General features: G+C 43.0%; 18 protein-coding genes. 6 read left to right on the top strand and 12 right to left on the bottom strand.

Annotated features, from left to right (window positions below; genetic code table 11):
• Positions 1–43 precede the first annotated feature (43 nt).
• Genes B3D47_RS14065 through B3D47_RS14050 form a run of 4 tightly spaced genes read right to left on the bottom strand, consistent with a single transcriptional unit; the run spans position 44 to position 3,546 of the window.
• Positions 44–1,033, bottom strand: a complete 990-nt coding sequence (locus B3D47_RS14065; protein WP_286862619.1) for an NAD(P)H-dependent flavin oxidoreductase — start codon at positions 1,031–1,033, stop codon at positions 44–46.
• A gap of 11 nt (positions 1,034–1,044) precedes the next feature.
• Complete coding sequence (locus B3D47_RS14060) at positions 1,045–1,833, bottom strand: enoyl-CoA hydratase-related protein (RefSeq protein WP_286862705.1); 789 nt, start codon at positions 1,831–1,833, stop codon at positions 1,045–1,047.
• A 37-nt stretch (positions 1,834–1,870) separates the two neighbouring features.
• The gene (locus B3D47_RS14055) at positions 1,871–2,794 is read right to left on the bottom strand and encodes a 2-hydroxyacid dehydrogenase (protein WP_286862617.1); all 924 of its coding nucleotides are present in this window, start codon (positions 2,792–2,794) and stop codon (positions 1,871–1,873) included.
• Positions 2,791–3,546 carry a class II aldolase/adducin family protein gene (locus B3D47_RS14050; RefSeq protein WP_286862615.1) on the bottom strand — a complete coding sequence of 252 codons (756 nt, stop codon included), beginning with the start codon at positions 3,544–3,546 and terminating at the stop codon, positions 2,791–2,793. The genes B3D47_RS14055 and B3D47_RS14050 overlap by 4 nt, the downstream gene beginning before the upstream one ends.
• 110 nt (positions 3,547–3,656) lie before the next feature.
• Between B3D47_RS14050 and B3D47_RS14045 the strand changes: the two genes are divergently transcribed.
• Positions 3,657–4,094: a PaaI family thioesterase gene (locus tag B3D47_RS14045; RefSeq protein WP_180002010.1), complete on the top strand. Its 438-nt coding sequence runs from the start codon at positions 3,657–3,659 to the stop codon at positions 4,092–4,094.
• A 120-nt stretch (positions 4,095–4,214) separates the two neighbouring features.
• Here the strand turns inward: B3D47_RS14045 and B3D47_RS14040 are convergent, their stop codons facing one another.
• The 3 genes from B3D47_RS14040 to B3D47_RS14030 are packed head-to-tail and all read right to left on the bottom strand — an operon-like array spanning position 4,215 to position 7,748.
• Positions 4,215–5,426, bottom strand: coding sequence for a 3-oxoadipyl-CoA thiolase (locus B3D47_RS14040; RefSeq protein ID WP_286862611.1), 1,212 nt, complete (start codon positions 5,424–5,426; stop codon positions 4,215–4,217).
• A gap of 25 nt (positions 5,427–5,451) precedes the next feature.
• Positions 5,452–6,972 (bottom strand): 3-hydroxyacyl-CoA dehydrogenase, encoded by a 1,521-nt coding sequence (locus tag B3D47_RS14035; RefSeq protein WP_286862609.1) that lies wholly within the window; start codon positions 6,970–6,972, stop codon positions 5,452–5,454.
• A 2-nt stretch (positions 6,973–6,974) separates the two neighbouring features.
• Positions 6,975–7,748 (bottom strand): enoyl-CoA hydratase, encoded by a 774-nt coding sequence (locus B3D47_RS14030; protein ID WP_005222169.1) that lies wholly within the window; start codon positions 7,746–7,748, stop codon positions 6,975–6,977.
• A 452-nt stretch (positions 7,749–8,200) separates the two neighbouring features.
• Between B3D47_RS14030 and B3D47_RS14025 the strand changes: the two genes are divergently transcribed.
• The 3 genes from B3D47_RS14025 to B3D47_RS14015 all read left to right on the top strand — a co-directional run bounded on the left by B3D47_RS14025 (position 8,201) and on the right by B3D47_RS14015 (position 12,201).
• Positions 8,201–9,499 carry an MFS transporter gene (locus tag B3D47_RS14025; RefSeq protein WP_005222173.1) on the top strand — a complete coding sequence of 433 codons (1,299 nt, stop codon included), beginning with the start codon at positions 8,201–8,203 and terminating at the stop codon, positions 9,497–9,499.
• 222 nt (positions 9,500–9,721) lie between these two features.
• The gene (locus B3D47_RS14020) at positions 9,722–10,987 is read left to right on the top strand and encodes a DcaP family trimeric outer membrane transporter (RefSeq protein WP_278364729.1); all 1,266 of its coding nucleotides are present in this window, start codon (positions 9,722–9,724) and stop codon (positions 10,985–10,987) included.
• A 17-nt stretch (positions 10,988–11,004) separates the two neighbouring features.
• Positions 11,005–12,201, top strand: coding sequence for an MFS transporter (locus B3D47_RS14015; RefSeq protein ID WP_286862605.1), 1,197 nt, complete (start codon positions 11,005–11,007; stop codon positions 12,199–12,201).
• 527 nt (positions 12,202–12,728) lie between these two features.
• On the opposite strand, the gene B3D47_RS14010 is transcribed toward B3D47_RS14015, so the two are convergent.
• The 5 genes from B3D47_RS14010 to B3D47_RS13990 form a co-directional block, all read right to left on the bottom strand.
• A complete protein-coding gene (locus tag B3D47_RS14010) occupies positions 12,729–13,403 on the bottom strand; it encodes a 3-oxoacid CoA-transferase subunit B (RefSeq protein ID WP_286862603.1) in 675 nt (224 codons plus the stop codon).
• The gene (locus tag B3D47_RS14005; protein WP_005222181.1) at positions 13,403–14,071 is read right to left on the bottom strand and encodes a 3-oxoacid CoA-transferase subunit A; all 669 of its coding nucleotides are present in this window, start codon (positions 14,069–14,071) and stop codon (positions 13,403–13,405) included. The genes B3D47_RS14010 and B3D47_RS14005 overlap by 1 nt, the downstream gene beginning before the upstream one ends.
• A 51-nt stretch (positions 14,072–14,122) precedes the next feature.
• Complete coding sequence (locus B3D47_RS14000) at positions 14,123–15,403, bottom strand: MFS transporter (RefSeq protein ID WP_286862600.1); 1,281 nt, start codon at positions 15,401–15,403, stop codon at positions 14,123–14,125.
• A gap of 255 nt (positions 15,404–15,658) precedes the next feature.
• Complete coding sequence (locus B3D47_RS13995) at positions 15,659–16,858, bottom strand: acyl-CoA dehydrogenase (protein WP_286862598.1); 1,200 nt, start codon at positions 16,856–16,858, stop codon at positions 15,659–15,661.
• Positions 16,859–16,890: 32 nt separating this feature from the next.
• Complete coding sequence (locus B3D47_RS13990) at positions 16,891–18,045, bottom strand: acyl-CoA dehydrogenase family protein (protein ID WP_076754902.1); 1,155 nt, start codon at positions 18,043–18,045, stop codon at positions 16,891–16,893.
• Positions 18,046–18,630: 585 nt separating this feature from the next.
• Here B3D47_RS13990 and B3D47_RS13985 point away from each other — a divergent pair.
• Together B3D47_RS13985 and B3D47_RS13980 are read left to right on the top strand one after the other, a co-directional pair.
• Entirely contained in the window at positions 18,631–19,467 is an 837-nt protein-coding gene (locus B3D47_RS13985) for an IclR family transcriptional regulator (RefSeq protein ID WP_005222202.1), read from the top strand.
• A 226-nt stretch (positions 19,468–19,693) separates the two neighbouring features.
• Positions 19,694–19,975: NAD(P)/FAD-dependent oxidoreductase (locus B3D47_RS13980; protein ID WP_286862595.1), on the top strand; the 282-nt coding region annotated here is incomplete at its 3' end.

The following is a 19,975-nucleotide window of genomic DNA, read 5'->3' as shown; positions in this document are numbered from 1 at the left end:
AAAGCCATTCATGGTGGAATGGCTTTTCTATACAGCGACTGCCCTAAAGTTGATTAACGTGGAAAAATTGAGCTAAACGTTGATGAACAATTTGCTCTGCCTCCTGCATGATATTATCGATCAGCGTCTGACAAGTCGGAATGTCATGAATCAATCCCATCACTTGGCCTGCAGTTAGAACTCCCGCATCAATATCTCCATTTTCTAAAGCGAGCTTGCCTTTTAAACCACTAACATAAGGCCGAATTTGTTCAAATTGCAGATTTGGGTCTTCACTCATCTTCACCACCAGCTGAGATATCGCATTTTTGGCAACACGGGCGGTATTTCGGAACTGTCGATACAGCAGATGTGTCGCCCTTTCATCATTATCGACATAGAACTGTTTGATGTTTGAATGGATCGGCGCTTCCTGAGTGGCACAAAACCGTGTACCCATATTGATGCCTTCAGCCCCCAAAGCCAAAGCTGCGACCAGACCACGGCCATCAGCAAAACCGCCACTGGCCACAATCGGCACAGTGAGCTGATCTGCTGCCGCAGGAATTAAAATCAGGCCAGGAATATCGTCTTCACCCGGATGGCCCGCACATTCAAAACCATCAATCGAAATAACATCCGCGCCAATTCTTTGTGCTGAAAGCGCATGACGAACGGAAGTACATTTATGAATGACAATAATGCCGTGTTGCTTAAACGCCTCAATATGTTCATGAGGCTTGTTGCCTGCTGTTTCTACGATCTTGATACCGCTTTCAATGATTGCCTGTCGGTATTCTGCATATGGCGGCGGATTCACAGCGGGCAATAAAGTCAGATTGACCGCAAAAGGCTGATCGGTCATTTCTCGGCAGCGTGCAATTTCCTTGACCAAGGCTTCAGGCGTCGGTTGAGTCAATGCCGTTAATGTTCCCAAGCCACCAGCATTAGATACAGCACTGGCCATTTCTGCGGTACCGACCCACATCATGCCGCCCTGAATAATTGGATAGCGAATGCCTAAAAGCTCGGTAATACGGGTCTGAATTTTCATAAATGCTCTCCTTAGCATCCGGTAAATTGTGCAGGGCGTTTTTCGACAAAAGCCTGGACACCTTCTTTATAGTCCTGACTGTTCAGCGCCAGATATTGCAGGTTTTGTTCCAGCTCCAGTTGCTGGTCTATGTTATTTTCAGCACTGCGTTGCAAGGCCTGTTTGGTTAAAGCCAGCGCATAAGTCGGCTGTCGTGCCAGTCGCTGTGCAAGCTCATCGATATAAGCATCAAATTCTGTATCTGGAAGCATTTTCCAGATCATGCCCATTTCAGCGGCCTCTTTGGCATGCACCGGTTCCCCCAGAAAAGTAAGTGCCATGGCACGTGCATAACCGATTAAACGTGGCAACATCCAGGTGCCACCGGCATCAGGAATCAAGCCAATTTTAGAAAAGGCCTGAATAAATCGGGCACTTTCCTTGGCAATGACCAGATCACAGGCCAGCGCGATATTGGCACCTGCACCAGCAGCCACACCATTCACTGCTGCGATTACCGGTTTGGGACTCTGGCGGATCAGATTAATCAAGGGATTATAGTATTTGGCCAGCGAGCCTTGCGGTGGCAAAGGCACATTGCCGAGCTGTCCAGCACGTTCTTTTAAATCCTGTCCCGCTGAAAACGCCCGGCCTTTGCCGCGAATCACAATCACTCGAATATCCGGATCTGTATTCCAGTTTTTCAGCACTTGCTGCACTTCCTCATGCATTTGCCGGTTAAAACTGTTGAGTGAATCCGGGCGGTTAAAACTTAAAGTTGCGACGCCTTGCTGAACCTGAGTTTGAATCGTTTCCCACATCATCAATTTCCTTATTTTTTTGCCTGTATCCCTACAATTAATAGCCCTTATTAACATCTACCTGATGGCACAAATCCAGGCCCTGATTAAAACGGCGGTCATTTTCCAGAATCTGTTCCACCACCACAGACATGGGCGCATGTGAGGCGACATGTGGTGTAACAACGATCTTTTCATGCTGCCAGAATGGATGTTCAGCAGCTAATGGCTCCTGTTCAAATACGTCGACAATTGCGCCACGTAGTTGGCCGGAATCCAGTGCATTGAGTAGATCCTGCTCGATTAAATGCTGCCCACGACCCACCTGAATGAGAGCAGCCTGATCGGGTAATTTTTTAAATAGCTGTTCAGATAAGATGCCAGTATTGTCTATAGTTAAAGGCATTAAATTAATCAAAATCTGGCTATGGGCCAAAAACTCGGAAAGCTGTTCTGTACCGACATAGCTTTTAACCTGATCAATCTCTTTTGGGGAATTGGACCATCCAGACACTTGATAACCCATGTCGGCAAAACGTTTTGCCACATAACCACCCATATGGCCAAGGCCCATAATCCCAATCTGGATATGATGGCTATAACTCTGACGATACTGCTTCCATAGCTGCTGCTTTTGTTGCTGAATCATGCGGTCAAAATAACGCTGAAAATACAGCACACCCCAAAGCAGGTAATCAAACATGCCTTTTTGATGATGCGGATCGAGTACCCGGCACACGGCTTGATCAGGTCTTATCTCATTCAAGTTTAAATGCTCGACTCCTGCCGCAATCGAATGAATCAGGCCAAGTTTTGGGAGCTGCTGCAATTTCTCCAGATCTGGAAACCAGCATGCGGCCGTGGTCGCCTGCTCTGCTTCCGGACTGTCCACTGTACAAAAACTGCCCTCAGGGGCATATTTCTGAAAAGACTTGACCAGAATGGCTTCAATGTTCGGCACAGTGCTGGAAATCACAATCATGATGCATACTCCGTATATTGATGCTCAATCAGGGATAAAGCAGCCTGCCAGGCACGCTGTAAAATCGGTTCTACCAACGGACTGGCGAACTGTTTGGCGGTTTTAATCCGCACGTCTTCACTTGGATAGTGCAATTCAGCACCGCCACTTAAAGCCTTGATCTGTGCCTGACAGGCACGCTCCAGGAAATAAATTTCATGAAAGGCTCGTGCAATGGTTTCGCCAGCCGTTAATAGGCCATGATTACGTAAAATCATGGCACGGTGACCAGCTAAATCCTCAATCAAGCGCTCCTGCTCATCTGTTGACAGTGCCACGCCTTCATATTCGTGATAGGCCACCTGCTGATAAAATTTCAGCGCATGCTGGGAAATTGGCAGAAGTCCGTGTTTCTGTGCAGAAACTGCTATGCCATCCGCGGTATGCGTATGAATGACGCAGTTCAGATGAGCATGTGCTTCATGAATTGCAGAGTGGATGACGAAGCCCGCCATATTCACCGGCTTGTCCTGTTCATAGCTTTCTACCACATGCCCTTCATGATTAATCTTGACCAGCGTTGAGGCACACATTTTTTCAAAAGCGACACCATACTGATTAATCAGAAAGCAGTCAGGCTGATCGGGAACTCTTAAACTGATGTGAGTATCGATCAGATCTGTCATCCGGTAATGCGCAATAATGCGATAAAGCGCTGCGAGTTCACAACGTGCCTGCCATTCAGCATCTGTGACGAGATTTTTTATTGTCATCGTTCCATCCTGGAAAAATATAGCATTTCGATCACTATCTGTTATATCATAATTTTAGAAAAACAGAATATTATTTCATAAGGCGAAATATTTTATTAAAGGGAAGCTATATGACTACAGCTCAAATGAATGGACTTGAATATCTAACTGCAATTAAAAATGGCGAATTACCTGGCTCAGCGATGGGACAACTCATTCCCATGAAACTCAGTGTAGTCCGTGAAAACTATGTGGAATATGAAGTTTATCCAGATGAACGTCATTTCAACCTGCAAGGCGGCATTCATGGTGGATTCTGCGCCACGGTTCTAGACAGCGTAACCGGTGCAGCAGTTCATACTACAGTTGATGCGGGCGTGAGTTTTTCCACTATTGACCTGAATGTCAAAATGCTCAAAGCCATGAAAAATAGCGAAACTTATACTGCGATTGGCGAAGTGATCCGGATTGGACGCAATGTGTTGACTTCAGAAGGCCGAATTGTAGATAAAGACGGTAAACTTTATGCTTTCGGTTCAGCAACTTTATTGGTTACTGGCCGTAAATAATCCTTACGCTGATTTAAACATTCCCTGCATTTGCAGGGATTTGTATTTCTATATAAATAGCCCAATAAAAAATGCCATGCATATCATCTATACATGGCATTAATACGATAACTAAAGCTGTTATGCAGCTTCAGGGTTTTCAATCACCATCGCCAGGCCTTGACCCAGACCGATACACAGGCTGATCACGGCATATTTTTTACCAGTACGCTGTAATTGACGCGCAACAGTTAAAGCCAAACGCGCACCTGAACAGCCTAGTGGATGGCCAATCGCAATGCCACCACCATTTGGGTTGACACGCGGATCATCAAAAGCCACATCCAGACCTTTCAGGCAAGATAATACCTGACTGGCAAAGGCTTCATTAATCTCGATGATATCCATATCGTCCAGCGTCAAACCAGCACGTTGTACTGCCTTTTTAATCGCTTCAATTGGGCCTGCACCCATGATGCGTGGCTCAATGCCAGCGGCTGCAGAAGACAGGATACGAGCCAAAGGTTTTAAGCCATACTGTTCCTGAACTTTTTCACTGCCGATAATCAGTGCTGCAGCGCCGTCATTGATACCTGATGCATTACCCGCAGTCACTACACCACCTTCGAAAAGCGGTTTTAGCTTGGATAATGCTTCAAATGTTGAAGATGCACGTGGATGTTCATCTTCAGTCACCTGTTTAGGCGGTAATTTACGCCCTTGTGATACTTCAATTGGGGTAATTTCACCTTCAAAGAATCCCGCTTCTTTTGCAGCCTGATATTTGGCTTGTGATGCAGCTGCAAATGTATCAGCTTGTTCACGGCTAATGCCAAATTCTTCAGCCACGTTATCACCTGTTTCAGGCATGCTGTGCGCGCCAAACTGATCCGTGAATTTACGGTTCGGGAAACGTGTACCAATCGTGGTGTCATAAATTTTGGCATCACGTGAATAAGCGCTTTCTGCTTTACCCATCACAAAAGGTGCGCGGGTCATACTTTCTACGCCACCAGCAATGTACAACTCGCCTTCACCTGCAGTAATGGCACGTGCCGAATCAATCACAGCACCGAGACCTGAAGCACATAAGCGGTTTACCGTCTGACCCGGAACTGTTACCGGCATACCTGCTAACAATGCTGCAAAACGTGCCAAATTACGGCTGTCTTCACCGGCCTGGTTGGTGCTACCAAAGATTACATCTTCTACATCTGCTGCCGGAATACCGGTTTTTTCCAGCAGGTTTTTAATGACTGTAGCTGCCAGATCATCTGGACGTACGCTTGCCAGACTTCCTGCATGGCGACCGATTGGTGAACGTAAACCATCATAAATATAGGCATTTAACATGAGTGTTATTCCTTTAACTTTCTAATTAATGTGTTGTATGAACAAGAGGTAGACCAAGCTGAACGCGGCGACGCAACCAAGGACTTGGACGATAACGCTGGTCACGGGTAATCGCAGTCATGCGATCCAGAATTTTCAGAATTTTTTCAGCACCCAGCACATCGCCCCATTCAATTGGGCCATGCGGATAACCGAGGCCTAGTTTTACCGCAACATTGATGTCTTCAACTGTCGCGACGCCTTGCTGGGCAATATCACAGCCGAGATTCACAATCATTGCCAAAGCACGTTGAGCCACAAAGCCAACGCTTTCCTGAATTACACTCGCAGTCACACCATCCAGATTGAAAATCGATTGAGCCGCTTGGGTCAGTTCAGGCTTGGTCACAAAAGTTGGCATTAAGGTGCGGTGTTTATTCAGCCCATACAGTAGGTCGATACACACCACTTGCTGAGGTGCCACCTGATAACGAACAGCGGCTGAAGTTGCATCTTCACCATAAGTGGCAATTAAGATTAAGGCATCTGCCGAAGGTGTTTCAGTTTGCTCGATCTGAATATTGAACTGTTGCAGATACTGCTCAAGCGCCTGATGGTCTTGCTCATATTCGGTGCCTAGCCAAACTGCTGGATATTGCGCCAGTTTTTCAACCAATGTGGGAGCAACATCACCCTCTTTAGTTCCCGAGGTATAATCATAAAAACCTTTACCGGTTTTACGACCTAACTGTTTAGCGATAAAACGCTGGCGGGTAATCACACTTGGACGGTAACGTGCTTCTTCATAATACTGGTGATAAATCGATTCACTCACCGGATGCGATACATCCATACCGGTCAGATCACCTAGCTCAAAAGGTCCCATTTTAAAACCGATCCCATCGCGGTAAATCCGGTCAATCTCATAAAATGGCGTGACATTTTCATTCAGAATGGCATAGGCTTCGCTACCAAAGGCACGGCCGGCATGGTTAATAATAAATCCTGGGGTATCTTTGGCTTTGACCGGGCGATGACCCATCTTGGTAGATAATTGAGTCAAGGCTTGCACAATATCAGCGCGGGTATTAAAGCCTTCAATTACTTCGACCACTTTCATCAGTGGTACCGGATTAAAGAAATGATAGCCGGCCACACGTTCCGGCTGACTACAATTGGCAGCAATGGCACTGATCGATAATGAAGAGGTATTCGATGCCAAAATGGCTTCCGGTTTAACAATGTCTTCTAGTTGCTGCATCAGCTTTTGTTTGATTTCCAGATTCTCAATAATCGCCTCAACAATCAGATCACAATCTTTCAAATCTTCTAATTGCTGTGCGATTGATAAATGGGCAATATCTTCAGCTGCTTTTTCGTGGCTGAATTTACCTTTATCTGCCAAGGTATTTAATGTTTTGGCCAGTTTGTCCTGTGCCTCTTCAGCTGCCCCTTCTTTGGCATCAAACAGTATCACGTCATGACCAGACTGAATCGCAATCTGGGCAATACCTGCACCCATCGTGCCTACGCCAATAATTCCGATTTTCTGAATTTGAATGCTCATGCCTATCGTCCCTGATAATTCGGTTTACGTTTTTCGATAAAGGCCTGCATACCTTCTTTTTGATCTTCTGAAGAAAACAGCATCTGGAAAGACTTACGTTCCAGAGTAAGTCCGGCATTGAGCGGCACATCTTCGGCCAATAAAGCCACTTCCTTTATTTGCTCCAAGGCAATTGGCGGCATTTTTGCCAACCCTTCTGCCATCTTGATTGCTGTAGCAAGGGTTTCACTGTCTTCAGTCACCTGGGACACCAGACCAATTTGATAAGCTTCCGGTGCAGGTACCAGACAACCGGTCATGATGATACGCATGGCATGGAATTTGCCTACTGCACGGAATAAACGTTGAGTCCCACCTGCACCCGGCATCACGCCAACTTTCACTTCAGGTTGACCGAACTGGGCACTTTTTCCAGCAATGATAATGTCTGCATGCATCGCCAGTTCACATCCACCCCCCAGTGCATATCCATTTACAGCTGCAATCACCGGTTTTGAACACTGCGCAATCGCTTGCCAGTAACGTTCAGTACGACGTTGCATCATCTGGATGGTTTCAGCGGTAGCTAATTCCTTTAGATCGGCCCCTGCTGCAAAATCTGTTTCACCGCCCGTAAGAATAATGGCCCGAATATTTTCGTCATCATTGAGTTGTAGAAAAGCTGCAGCCAGTTTCTGGCGCACTTCTGTATTCAAAGCATTTTTTGCTTCTGGTCGATGGATCTTGACCATCGCCACATGTGCTGAGATTTGCTCTACTTGAACCACCTGTTCCATTAAAATCTCCATTTATTTTGTATAGCGAAATTTTATTTTATATAAAACTACGGTTTCTAAGTCTATAAATCAAGAATTTTTAACTCAAAAATTCAAAAAAGTTATTTTTTACTAAAAATAGAGTAAAAACTCTTGTTCAGTTGGTTATTTTATGATTAATTGATTTCGCAATACGGAATTAATTATTTAAAGTAAATTTTGGCTATTCATTTAAGTAATTATTAGCCTTATAACGAAACTAAAAATTAATTTACGTAATAAAGATACTTCGTCGTTCAGTGATTTTTAACCCAGTATAGGGCTGAAAAATCAGATTTAACCTGATTGTTGACGTGGCTAAACCAAAACAGGAGCAGACACTTTAATCAGGAAAAACACTTTTCCGAGAGGAAGGAAAATGGATTTAGCGGTAGCAGAGGAAATGCTACTTTTAATTTATAGAGGATATAAGAATGACAAGCGATACCATCGTAACTGGAGACAATAAAACACCTGTCTCCTCCGAGGACACCATTAAACAGGCACCAAAACGCCTGTGGATGACAGCCTTTGTCTTTGCTTTTCTAATTTTACTCTGTGACGGTGCAGATATTGGCATTTTGGCTTTCAGTCTGACCAGTCTGAAAGCTGAATGGGGACTGACTTCTGTACAGGCCGGTGCTTTAGGAAGTTATTCCCTTCTAGGTATGGGAATTGGTGGCTTTGTCGGTGGATGGGCCTGTGACAAGTTTGGTCGCGTGCGAGTCATCGTATTAGCAACCATTGCCTTCTCGATCTTGTCTGCCTATTCAGGCTTTGCCCAGTCTTATACTGAGTTCGCAATTTTACGTACCCTGTCCTGCTTGGGTTTAGGCTGTTTATATATTGCCTGTAATACCCTCATGTCGGAATACGTACCGACCAAATATCGTACTACGGTATTAGCAACATTAATGACCGGTTTTACCTTGGGTTCTTTGGTCATCACCATGCTTTCAGGCTGGATCATTCCTGAATTCGGCTGGCGTATGCTGTACTGGATCACGATTGCGCCATTAGCCTTGGGTATTCTGATGCATTTTATGGTGCCAGAGCCGGAATCATGGAAGCGTGTACGTGAAATGAAAAGAACCGGCCAGATCGTGGATAATAACGCGAAAAAAGGCAATCCATATATCACTATTCTTAAGGACAAGACCCATGGCAAAATGTTTATCTTGTGGTCTTTCAGCTCTGGTTTCCTGTTATTTGGCTATTTCGGTGTAAGTAACTGGTTACCAAGCTATCTGGAAGCTGAATTAGGCATCAAGTTTAAAGAAATGGCGTTGTATATGGTGGGCACATTCATCACCATGATTTTTGCAAAAATTATCGCAGGCTATGTTGCTGACAAAATTGGCCGCCGTATCGTCTTTGCTTTCGGCACCATGGGAACGGCTCTGTTTATTCCTGTCGTGGTTTATATGCATACCGCAGACAATATTGGTGTACTGATGCTGATCTTCGGTTTCCTGTACGGTATTCCATATGCCATTAATGCAACCTACTTAACTGAAAGCTTCCCGACCGCCGTGCGTGGAACAGCAGTCGGTGGTGCATTCAACATTGGTCGTATCGGTGCAATCTTCGCCCCAATTACTATTGGTTATCTGGCGATGCATGGTTCGATCGGCACAGGCTTGATGGTGATGGGTGCAGCTTACTTCCTGTGTGGTTTGATTCCTGCGCTGTTCATTAAAGACCGTTTATACGATCCGCAAAAAGCAGAATAACTTAACCTGTGTAAGGGCTGTAATTAACAGCCCTCCTCAATCCAAATTTTTATGACTTTAGATATCGAACCTATGGGATTTAACCTGAACTGGATGGTTCCTGTTGAACTGGTCTCATACTTATTCTTCCAAAGTTAGCATCTCTGCATTTAAAAATTAGATCGACAACAAGGAAAGAGCTTTCCTTCTTAGATATCAGAAAATTTCTTTAGGGATTAAGAAATGAAAAAATTAGTTTTAGCGACATTATATGGTCTTGCTTCAGTACAGGCATTTTCGGCAGAAGCGTCTGAAGACCGGATGCAGTTTCTAGAATCGCAATTAAAGCAAATTCAGGCTGAACTTGAACAACAAAAAGCAGCACAACTTGCGTTAAAGAACCAGCAAGAACAGTCTAAAACAGCGGACTCCAAAAGTTTAAGTAGCGTACTGGACAATGTTGATGTGTATGGAATGATCCGTCTGGATGGTGCGATCGATTTCAAAAGTACGCCAGAAGCTCGTGGCCGAACCATTAACCAGATCAATAAAGTACCTTTTACTGAACCTGATTCAACCCGTTCAGATTTTACTGCGGCAGCCAGCCGAATTGGTTTCCTAGCGAAAGACCTCGGTGGCAATCCAAACGTTTCCGCTCGTTTAGAAGCCGACTTCTGGACCAATAACGGCAAAGGTGATGGTGGATTACGTATTCGTCATGCACATTTGAAATATTATAACTGGACTTTTGGTCAAGCATGGTCATTGATGTCCACACCGGAAATCAGTACCGAAGCTGTAGATTATAGTCTGTTCTTGGGCGGTTCAATATTACGAACCCCTCAAGTGAGCTATGCTTTTAAACTTGACCCAGAAAATACCTGGAATGTCGGCGTGGAATATATGGCCGGCGGTGATCGTTCTTCTGCCTTGCCTGCTTTAACCACTAAATATGTTCATCAGTCTGGCCCAGTACATCTATTAGCTCAAGGTTTTGTAAATCAAAAACAAGCTCAGACAGATACAGGTGATATTGAAAAAGTCGGTTGGGGTGTAGGTCTTGGTGGACGTTATCGCTTTGATGATCAAAACTCGATCCAAGGCAACTATTTCCATATGGTCGGTGACCAGCGCATTGCAGCCTTTTTAACTCAAGGCTCAACATCCGATGGGGCTGCTTGGGGTGGAGATTATTCAGTTGATACAGCCAATAATGAACTTTTGCTCAACGAGTTCAATAGCTTAAATATAGGCTTCACACATAAATTTACACCAAAACTACGTAGTAGTATTAATGCCAGTGTGGTTGATTTTGACGATTCAAGTGACTATGCACGAGCGAATCCTGAAGCCAATAAACGTTTAACTGACTATGTCGCTAACCTGATTTATTCTCCAGTTCCAAAGATTAATCTGGGTGCAGAATATCATCATGGCAAGCGTGAAACCTTTGACAACAAGGAAGCAGATATTTCGCGTATCAACCTCTCTGCCAACTATAGTTTTTAAAGCCTCAGGAGACAAGGATGTCAGCCCAAGGGCAAATTTCACGAAAATTTATGTTTATGATGGCGATGACCTGTGCACTTTGCGCAGGTTGTAACTATTTTAACCAGCCATTAATTTATTCCATTGCAAAAGATCTGCATATCAGTGTAGCCCAGTCTGGCTGGACTGTCGTTTTAACCCAGATTGGTTATGCCACTGGGTTGTTTTTCTTTGTACCGCTAGGCGATTTGTTCGAAAAACGGCTGTATATCTGTAGTTTGATGTTCTGTACTGGATTGGCGCTTATTGGGCTTTCCGCCAGCACCAATCTGCATATGTTGTATGGCTTTACCCTGCTCGCCTCTTTTTGTTCGATTACCACCCAGATTCTGATTCCTTTTGCCGCCAGTCTGTCGCAACGTGATAAAAGTGCCGAAGTCGTTGGCCTGCTGATGAGCGGTGTCCTGGTCGGTATTCTGTTTGCCCGTACCGTGGCCGGACTGATTTCAACTTTATGGTCCTGGCATGCAGTGTACTTGTTTAGTGGCTGTTCTATTCTTTTACTCAGCCTCGCAATGTGGTTCCAGCTACCAAAGGCTAAAACCCAATTGCAGATGAGTATTTTACAAATTTATGGCTCATTATTTACCTTTGCCAAGACAGAACCTATGTTGATCCGACGTAGTATGATTGGCGGTCTGGGCTTCGGCATGCTGAGTATTATTTTTACGACCATGACCTTTATACTGGCAGAAGCACCCTATCATTTTAATGATTTTCAGATTGGACTCATGGGCATTGTCGGTGTAGTCGGAATCTGGTCTTCTCAATGGACCGGTAAAATGATTGGTAGGCATCGGGAAAAATGGATTGCGCACCTGGCCACATGCGGACTGATTTTGGCGTGGATTCCCTTGTTCTTTGCCCAGCACTATTTATGGATTTATATCCTAGGCTTAATTCTAGCCTATTTTGGCATTTCCTGTTTGCATGTCTTGAACCAGAATCTGGTCTATCGAATTTCAATACGGGCCCGTTCGCGAATTAATGCCATCTATATGACCTGTTATTTTTCAGGGGCCGGTCTGGGCGCGTTTTTGTCACTACATTTATGGAAAATGTATGGTTGGTCAGCTTGTGTCGCATTGGGATTTATCTTTGCCCTGCTCATATTTGGTATTAACCGCTATGACTTAAGCCGTGAACGCAGTCTGGTCAATATCCAGTCCCAATAATAAATAATCTAAAATTTAATACTGTGAACTCATAGAATATTAGTTTGAGTTTACAAAGGCTGCTTTCATAAATCATTTTTTTATCATTAAAAAGAAATTCCCTCATCCTAACCTTCTCCCAGAGGGAGAAGGAACTTTCAAAATTCATTAAATATGAAGATTACGATCATTTTTTGGTTTATGAAAGATATTTAAAGTATTTGACATATTAGCCCTGTGTTTCTATTTAGAATTATATGCTGGGAAATAAAGGACAGGATTATCCAGCATAAGAAGAACTATCTTCTACCAGAATCCTTTTCGATTATTTTATTTAATCTTTTGATATTTAAAAATTTAACCTGATTTAAAATCTTAATATTTATATAAATCCTTTTAAACTTTCTTTTAATTAAGAGTTTTAAATCCCTCAGTTGAATAACAAACTACTTATTTTTTAATTTCTTTAACTATTAGCATAAAAAATATCTAATAAAAATCGCAGCCTAAGCTGCGATTTGTAAAAATGGTTTCATTTCTTTAAATTATTAAACTGATACTTTTAAGCTCTCTGTAGCGCGACCATCAAGTAACTTACAACCGGTGTTTTGCTGTAGCTCTTCAAAACTTAGGCCATCGACCATTTCCACTACCCAAGCCTGATTATCTTTTAGCTCAATGATACATAAGTCAGTATAAATTCGGTCTACACAGTTTTTACCAGTAATTGGATAAGTCAGTTCTTCTACAATTCTAGGCTCACCATTTTTAGTGACATGTTCCATACAGACATAGACACAACGTGCGCCCACTGCTAGATCCATCGCCCCGCCAACCGCAGGTACTGCATCTAGTGACCCGGTGTGCCAGTTAGCCAGATCACCATTCACTGCGACCTGAAATGCACCCATAATACAGAAATCCAAATGGCCACCACGCATAATATCGAAAGAATCCGCAGAGTTCATAAAACTGCCGCCATCTAGCATACTCACCAGTTCTTTACCGGCATTAATCAGATCATCATCTGCCAGCTCAGGATCTGTTAAAGCGGTAAAACCCAGAACACCATTTTCAGAATGCAGAATAATATTTTGTTCAGGCTTTAAATAACCGGCAACGCGTGTCGGCAAACCAATACCCAGATTGACAAAAGAACCGGTCGGAATATCCTGTGCAACTTTTTCTACAATCTGCTCACGTGTACGTTTTTGAATAGCCATTATTTAATATCTCCTACCTTCACCACATGCTGCACAAAAATACCCGGTGTCACGATAATCTCAGGATCTAGATCGCCAAGTTCAACAATTTCGTGTACTTGGGCAATGGTGGTTTTAGCTGCTTTTGCCATTAAAGGACCAAAGTTTCGCGCTGCTTTACGGTAGGTCAAGTTGCCCCATTGGTCCGCCTGATTGCCATAAATCAAGGCATAATCCGCATAAATTGGATATTCCAGCACATAGTCCTTGCCATTAATATGACGGGTCTCTTTGCCTTCAGCAATCTTGGTTCCAAAACCTGTAGGCGTAAAAATAGCGCCCAGACCTGCACCCGCTGCCTGAATTCGACAAGCTAAATTCCCTTGTGGAACCAGTTCTAGCTCTACTTTTCCAGCTTTATACAGCTCTTCAAATACTTTGGAATTATTGGCACGCGGGAATGAACAGATCATTTTCTTGACCAGCCCAGATAACAACAGATTGGTTAGGCCTCTGTCACCAGAAGCAGCATTATTATTAATGATGGTTAAGTCTTTCGGACCAATATCAATCAGCGCTTCAATCAGCTCGATTGGCTGTCCTGCCAGACCGAAGCCGCTGGTCATAATATGTGCGCCGTCTGGAATCTGCTTGAGTATAGTTTCGATGTCCTGTGTGATTTTATTCATGCAATTGCTTCCTAGCATCTTCCTATCTTTATAAAATGTTGGATCTATTAATTAATCGGCTTTTTGTGGGTCAAATAAACGGTCTTTAATAAAGAACGCGGGAATCAGGCCACAAAGAAAATAGGCAATTCCCATAATCAGTAAGCCCGTACCAATGGAGCCACCTTGAGCAAAGTAACCAATGGTCAATGGAGCAAATACAGCACCTAAACGGCCAACGTTATATGCACCACCCACGGCTGTTCCGCGGATTTTGGTCGAGAAACTTTCTGTCATATAAGTGGCATTAATACCGTATGGGATGCCATACAGGAAACCGAAGAACAACATCAACCAAAGAATGTTATCTGGTGTATTACCAAAGACAATCACTGGGATGAAAATCGCAGTACCCATGGTACCGAAAGCAAATACCGCACGACGGCCAATCCGGTCAGCAATAAAACCAGCAATGACTTTGGTACACATCATGATCAGGAAGGTCCCGATCATATACATGGTCATTTCTTTAAATTTAATGCCAAGATCTGACTCTAAATAAGCCGGTAACCAGTTGCTGACCCCGTAATAACCAAACTGTAAAAATGCGGTACTGAATGACCACAGGATAAACATGCGACGGCTGAGTGCATCTTCAAAAATTATTTTAAACGTATTTTTTGGCTTTTCTTGGACAATACCACTGGCCTTTGCATCCAGACGTGCTTGACGCGCATCTAACCAGGCTTTCGGTTCAGGCACCAAGAAGTACATTGCGACTGCAAGAACAATAGGAATAATGGCAATGTAATACAGATAGCGCCAGCCATATTCAGGCAATAACCAGCCTGCTAGAACAGTGGCGACCACCGAGCCTAAGGTCCAGCCAGTCATCAGGGTTGCCAATACTGTGGAACGATATTTAGTGGGTACATACTCTGCCATCAGGGTATTACAGGCAATATATAAGGCCCCTAATCCAATCGCAGAGGTAAAACGCAGCCATTTAAATTGATCGTAACTTTCAGCAAATCCTAACCAGAAAGTTAATGATGAAAATAAGGCAATGGCAATGACAATCACACGAACCCGACCAAAACGGTCACAAGCCCAACCGCCAAAAAAACCACCGATAGCCATACCTGCAAGTGTCCAGCTTCCTAAGGCACCGGCCTGCATATTACTTAATGAAAATTCCTGTTTCAGGCTGGTCAGACTGTAGGCCAATAATGCAATATCAGCACCATCAACCAGTAATGCCAAAAACGAAAAAATAAAGGCCAGAATCCAGACTTTCTGCTTGGGTTCGTTTCCACCTTCCACTGGGTGTTGTTGTGAACTGATCGTATCCATAATACTCTTTCTACTTTTCGGCACTCCTGTGCCTTTTCAAAACGCATATTTCACTTAATTATTTAGGTGAAATATAGAATATTTACTGATGATTACCACGCTTGAATACGGTGGTATAAAGATGATTCTCAATGTTCTTGATAAATTTTCTCTGTAAAAATCACCTAGCAATACATTGAAAGATGCGATTAAGTACAAGTCTTAAACCCGTAAAACAATCTAGCCAGCAATGCTGGCTAGAGGTAAATCTCAGGTTTAGTTGCAAAAGGCTGCAATTCCGGTTTGTGCACGTCCTAAAATCAAGGCATGCACATCATGAGTACCTTCATAGGTATTCACTACTTCCAGATTAACCAGATGACGGGCTACGCCAAACTCATCAGAAATCCCGTTACCACCCATCATGTCACGGGCCAGACGGGCAATATCCAGGGCCTTGCCACAGTTATTGCGCTTGATCAGGGATGTTCCTTCAACTGATGCAATGCCTTCGTCTTTCATACGGCCAAAACGTAATGCGACCTGTAAGCCAAGCGCAATTTCAGTTTGCATGTCCGCCAGTTTTTTCTGAATTAACTGATTCGCAGCCAAAGGACGGCCAAACTGTTTACGGTCCATGGTGTATTGATGTGCGGTATGCCAGCAGAATTCTGCTGCACCCATCGCGCCCCAGGCAATCCCGTAACGCGCACTGTTCAGACAGGTAAATGGACCACGTAAGCCACGAATTTCCGGGAAGGCATTTTCTTCAGGAACAAAGACGTTATCCATTACGATCTCACCAGTGATTGAGGCACGTAGACCCACTTTGCCGTGAATCGCAGGTGCAGATAGCCCTTCCCAGCCTTTTTCCAAAATAAAGCCACGAATGTCACCGACATTGCCTTCAGCAGAGACTTCTTTCGCCCAGACCACAAATACATCGGCGATGGGACTGTTGGTAATCCACATTTTTGCGCCAGTTAAGTGGTAACCACCATCAACCTTTTTAGCACGGGTAATCATGCTGCCCGGATCAGAACCATGATCTGGCTCAGTCAGACCGAAACAGCCAATATATTCACCAGTAGCTAATTTTGGTAAATACTTCTGTTTTTGCTCTTCAGAACCAAATTCATTAATCGGTACCATCACCAGTGAACTTTGTACGCTGGCCATCGAACGGTAACCTGAATCGACACGTTCAACTTCACGTGCAATCAGGCCATAGCTGACATAGTTCAACCCGGCACCACCATACTGTTCAGGAATCGTCGGTCCTAGCAAGCCGAGCTCACCCATCTCACGGAAAATAGTCGGATCAGTCTGTTCATGACGGAATTGTTCCAGTACACGTGGCATCAGTTTGTCTTGACAGTACGCTGCCGCTGCATCGCGGATCATACGCTCTTCTGACGTCAGTTGCTGTTCGATTAAAAACGGGTCTTGCCAATCAAATCTAATTTTTGTACTCATTTTAATAGTTCCAATCTTCTAAAATCTGCCGATCAAGCTGTAGCTTGTTTAATCATTTCACGTGCAATAATGATTTGCTGAATTTGAGTTGTACCTTCATACAGACGGAACAAGCGCACATCACGGTAAAAACGTTCAATGGAATATTCGCTGATATAGCCAGCTCCACCATGAATTTGCAGACAGCGATCCGCGACACGACCACACATTTCAGTGGCAAACATTTTTGCGCATGAAGATTCAGTCGTCACATTTTTGCCAGCATCACGAAGTCGAGCCGCATCTAGCACCATACATTTGGCTGCATAAATTTCAGCTTTGGAATCTGCTAGCATGCCTTGAATTAACTGGAAATTTGCAATTGGTTGGCCAAACTGTTTACGCTCAACTGCATAATTTAAAGCATCTTCCAGCATACGCTCTGCCATGCCAACGCTATAACCGGCAATGTGTAAACGACCTTTATCAAGTACACGCATCGCGGTTTTAAAACCAATCCCTTCAACACCGCCAATGAGCTGATCTTTATGCACTTTGCAGTTGTCAAAAATCACATCGCAAGTATAAGAGCCATGCTGCCCCATTTTCTTATCAATTTTGCCCAAGCTTAAACCTGGTGTGCCTGCTTCAACTAAAAATGCTGAAATGCCACTCGCACCTTTAATCTCCGGATTGGTACGTGCCATGACGGTGAATGTTGTTGCACGAGGTGCATTGGTAATAAAACGCTTGGTGCCATTTAAAATATAGTAATCGCCGTCTTTGACTGCATTGGTTTTTAAAGATGCTGCATCCGAACCTGAATCTGGCTCAGTTAAGCAGAAAGAACCTATGATTTCACCAGTCGCATAACGCGGTAAATATTTCTGTTTTTGTTCTTCTGTACCGTCAATGACGATACCACTTGAGCCAATTCCATTATTGGTTCCAATCAAAGAACGAAACGCAGCAGATGTACGACCTAGTTCCATCGCGACCAGAATTTCTTCTTCCATGGTAATACCTAAACCACCATATTCTTCTGGAATCGTCAGGCCAAACAAGCCTAATTCTTTCATCTGATCCACAATATGTTCAGGAATCGCATTTTTTTCTTCAACTTCATGTTCTAGAGGAACTAGTTCATTTTTTACGAAATTACGAATTGTAGATAGTAGCTGTTCAAGCATTTCCGGGTCACGGATCATATGGATCTCCATTTATTTAATATCGGTAAATTCCTTTACCGTAATTTTTAGTTTCGTATAGCGAAATAAATAACCATAAAAAAACAAAATGAGCAAGAAAAATCGTCAAAAAATTTTGTTTCTTTCTAAAAAATAAACTTTTTCAAGTTTTAAGATGAGAATGGATTTAATGTTTTATTTCACAATACGAAATTTATTTGTTGTTTTTGTATCAAATAAGAGTTAAAACTGCACTTAGGAAAGATTATTCTGATCTTTATAAGGCAGAAAGCTATTTCAGAAAATTCTCCTTCAATAAATAAAATAAATATAAATACAGGCCAGTATTTATATTTATTTCGAAAATTTGAGGTGTTGTTTTCTTTCAGAGAGTAATTTAAATTTTCTAGAGATACTTAAGAATCTTATTTACTTAGAATGATGAAGAATGTTGTATCGTTTTTTAGCTGAATAGCACTAATTGAACTAAATACAGATAAAGCTGATATTTTTTATTTATTTTTATCTTTAATAGAAGTGTTTTATTTTGTATCGTGAAATTTAATTGCTATCATATTTATTAATTTACCTTTAATTGCTCTGATCATGACAAAAAATAAAACTGGCGAAATTCCTAATTTTGATGAGATCCGTTTAGATCCGATTTCTCATATTCATAGAGAAAACAATCCTCAATTTATCGCATCTATTGCGCGTGGATTGGAAATCCTGAGATGTTTTTCAGCAACCAATCAATTACTGGGCAACCAGGAAATTGCACAACTGACCAATTTACCAAAACCAACCGTAGCCCGGATCACCAGCACATTGGTTTCGTTAGGATATTTAAAACAGCTTCCGAATACCACTAAATATCTGTTAGACGTTGGTGTTTTAGCCTTAGGATATGCTGCTTTAAGCAATATTTCTGCACGTACCCAAGCCTATCCTTTCATGGAGGAAATGTCACGTTATTCACAAGCGCCTGTAGCCATGGCAACACGTGACCGCTTAAGCATGATTTATCTGGAAGTGGTACATACAGAATCAACGCTGACTATGCGCCGTCCAGTTGGTTCAACCTTGCCACTGCATAGTAGTGCCATGGGTCGTGCCTGCCTGGCTGCAATGGAAGTTAAAGAACGTGAATATTTATTTGATGCGATCAAGAAAAGAAATGAAGATCAATGGCCAACCATCAAGCGTAATCTGGAACGTGCAATCCGTGATTATCAGGATTATGGCTACTGTCTGTCTTTGGGAGACTGGGCAAAAGATGTGAATTCCGTGGCAGTTCCACTGATTCATCCCAAACATGGAATTTTAACATTTAACTGCGGTGCACCAAGTTATCTGCTCAATCAGGAAAAACTGGAAAATGAAATTGGACCGCGTCTGATTCACATGGTGAATAATATTGCGCTGAATCTCAATAACATATAAAAAAATGATTATTAGAGCGACATTAAGTCGCTCTTATTATTGAATACTCAATCTACACATCTTCCTACTTTAACTAGAATTTGCAGCAAACCTTTTTAATGCTATGAAATAGATAAGATTTAAAAAATAGATAAAGTCCTATTTCAAATAAAAAGATCAAAAATAAGCTTCATAACCGATTTATATAATGCTATAAATATCGCATAGCGAAATTGGATTTTATATTATGGAAGATATTACAAGAGAATCGATGGAGTTTGACGTAGTTATCGTAGGCGCAGGCCCTGCGGGTCTTTCTGCTGCGATCAAAATCCGTCAGCTTGCAATTGAAAACAACCTGAATGATCTGTCCGTTTGTGTCGTGGAAAAAGGCTCCGAAGTCGGTGCTCATATTCTGTCTGGTGCTGTACTTGAACCGCGTGCCATGAACGAGCTGTTCCCTAACTGGAAAGAAGAAGGTGCACCTTTAAATGTACCAGTGACCGAGGACAAAACCTTCTTCCTGCTC

Source organism: Acinetobacter sp. UBA3461, from assembly GCF_002381195.1.
Classification (GTDB): Bacteria; Pseudomonadota; Gammaproteobacteria; order Pseudomonadales; family Moraxellaceae; genus Acinetobacter; species Acinetobacter schindleri.
This window is presented reverse-complemented; position numbering and strand designations above follow the sequence as displayed.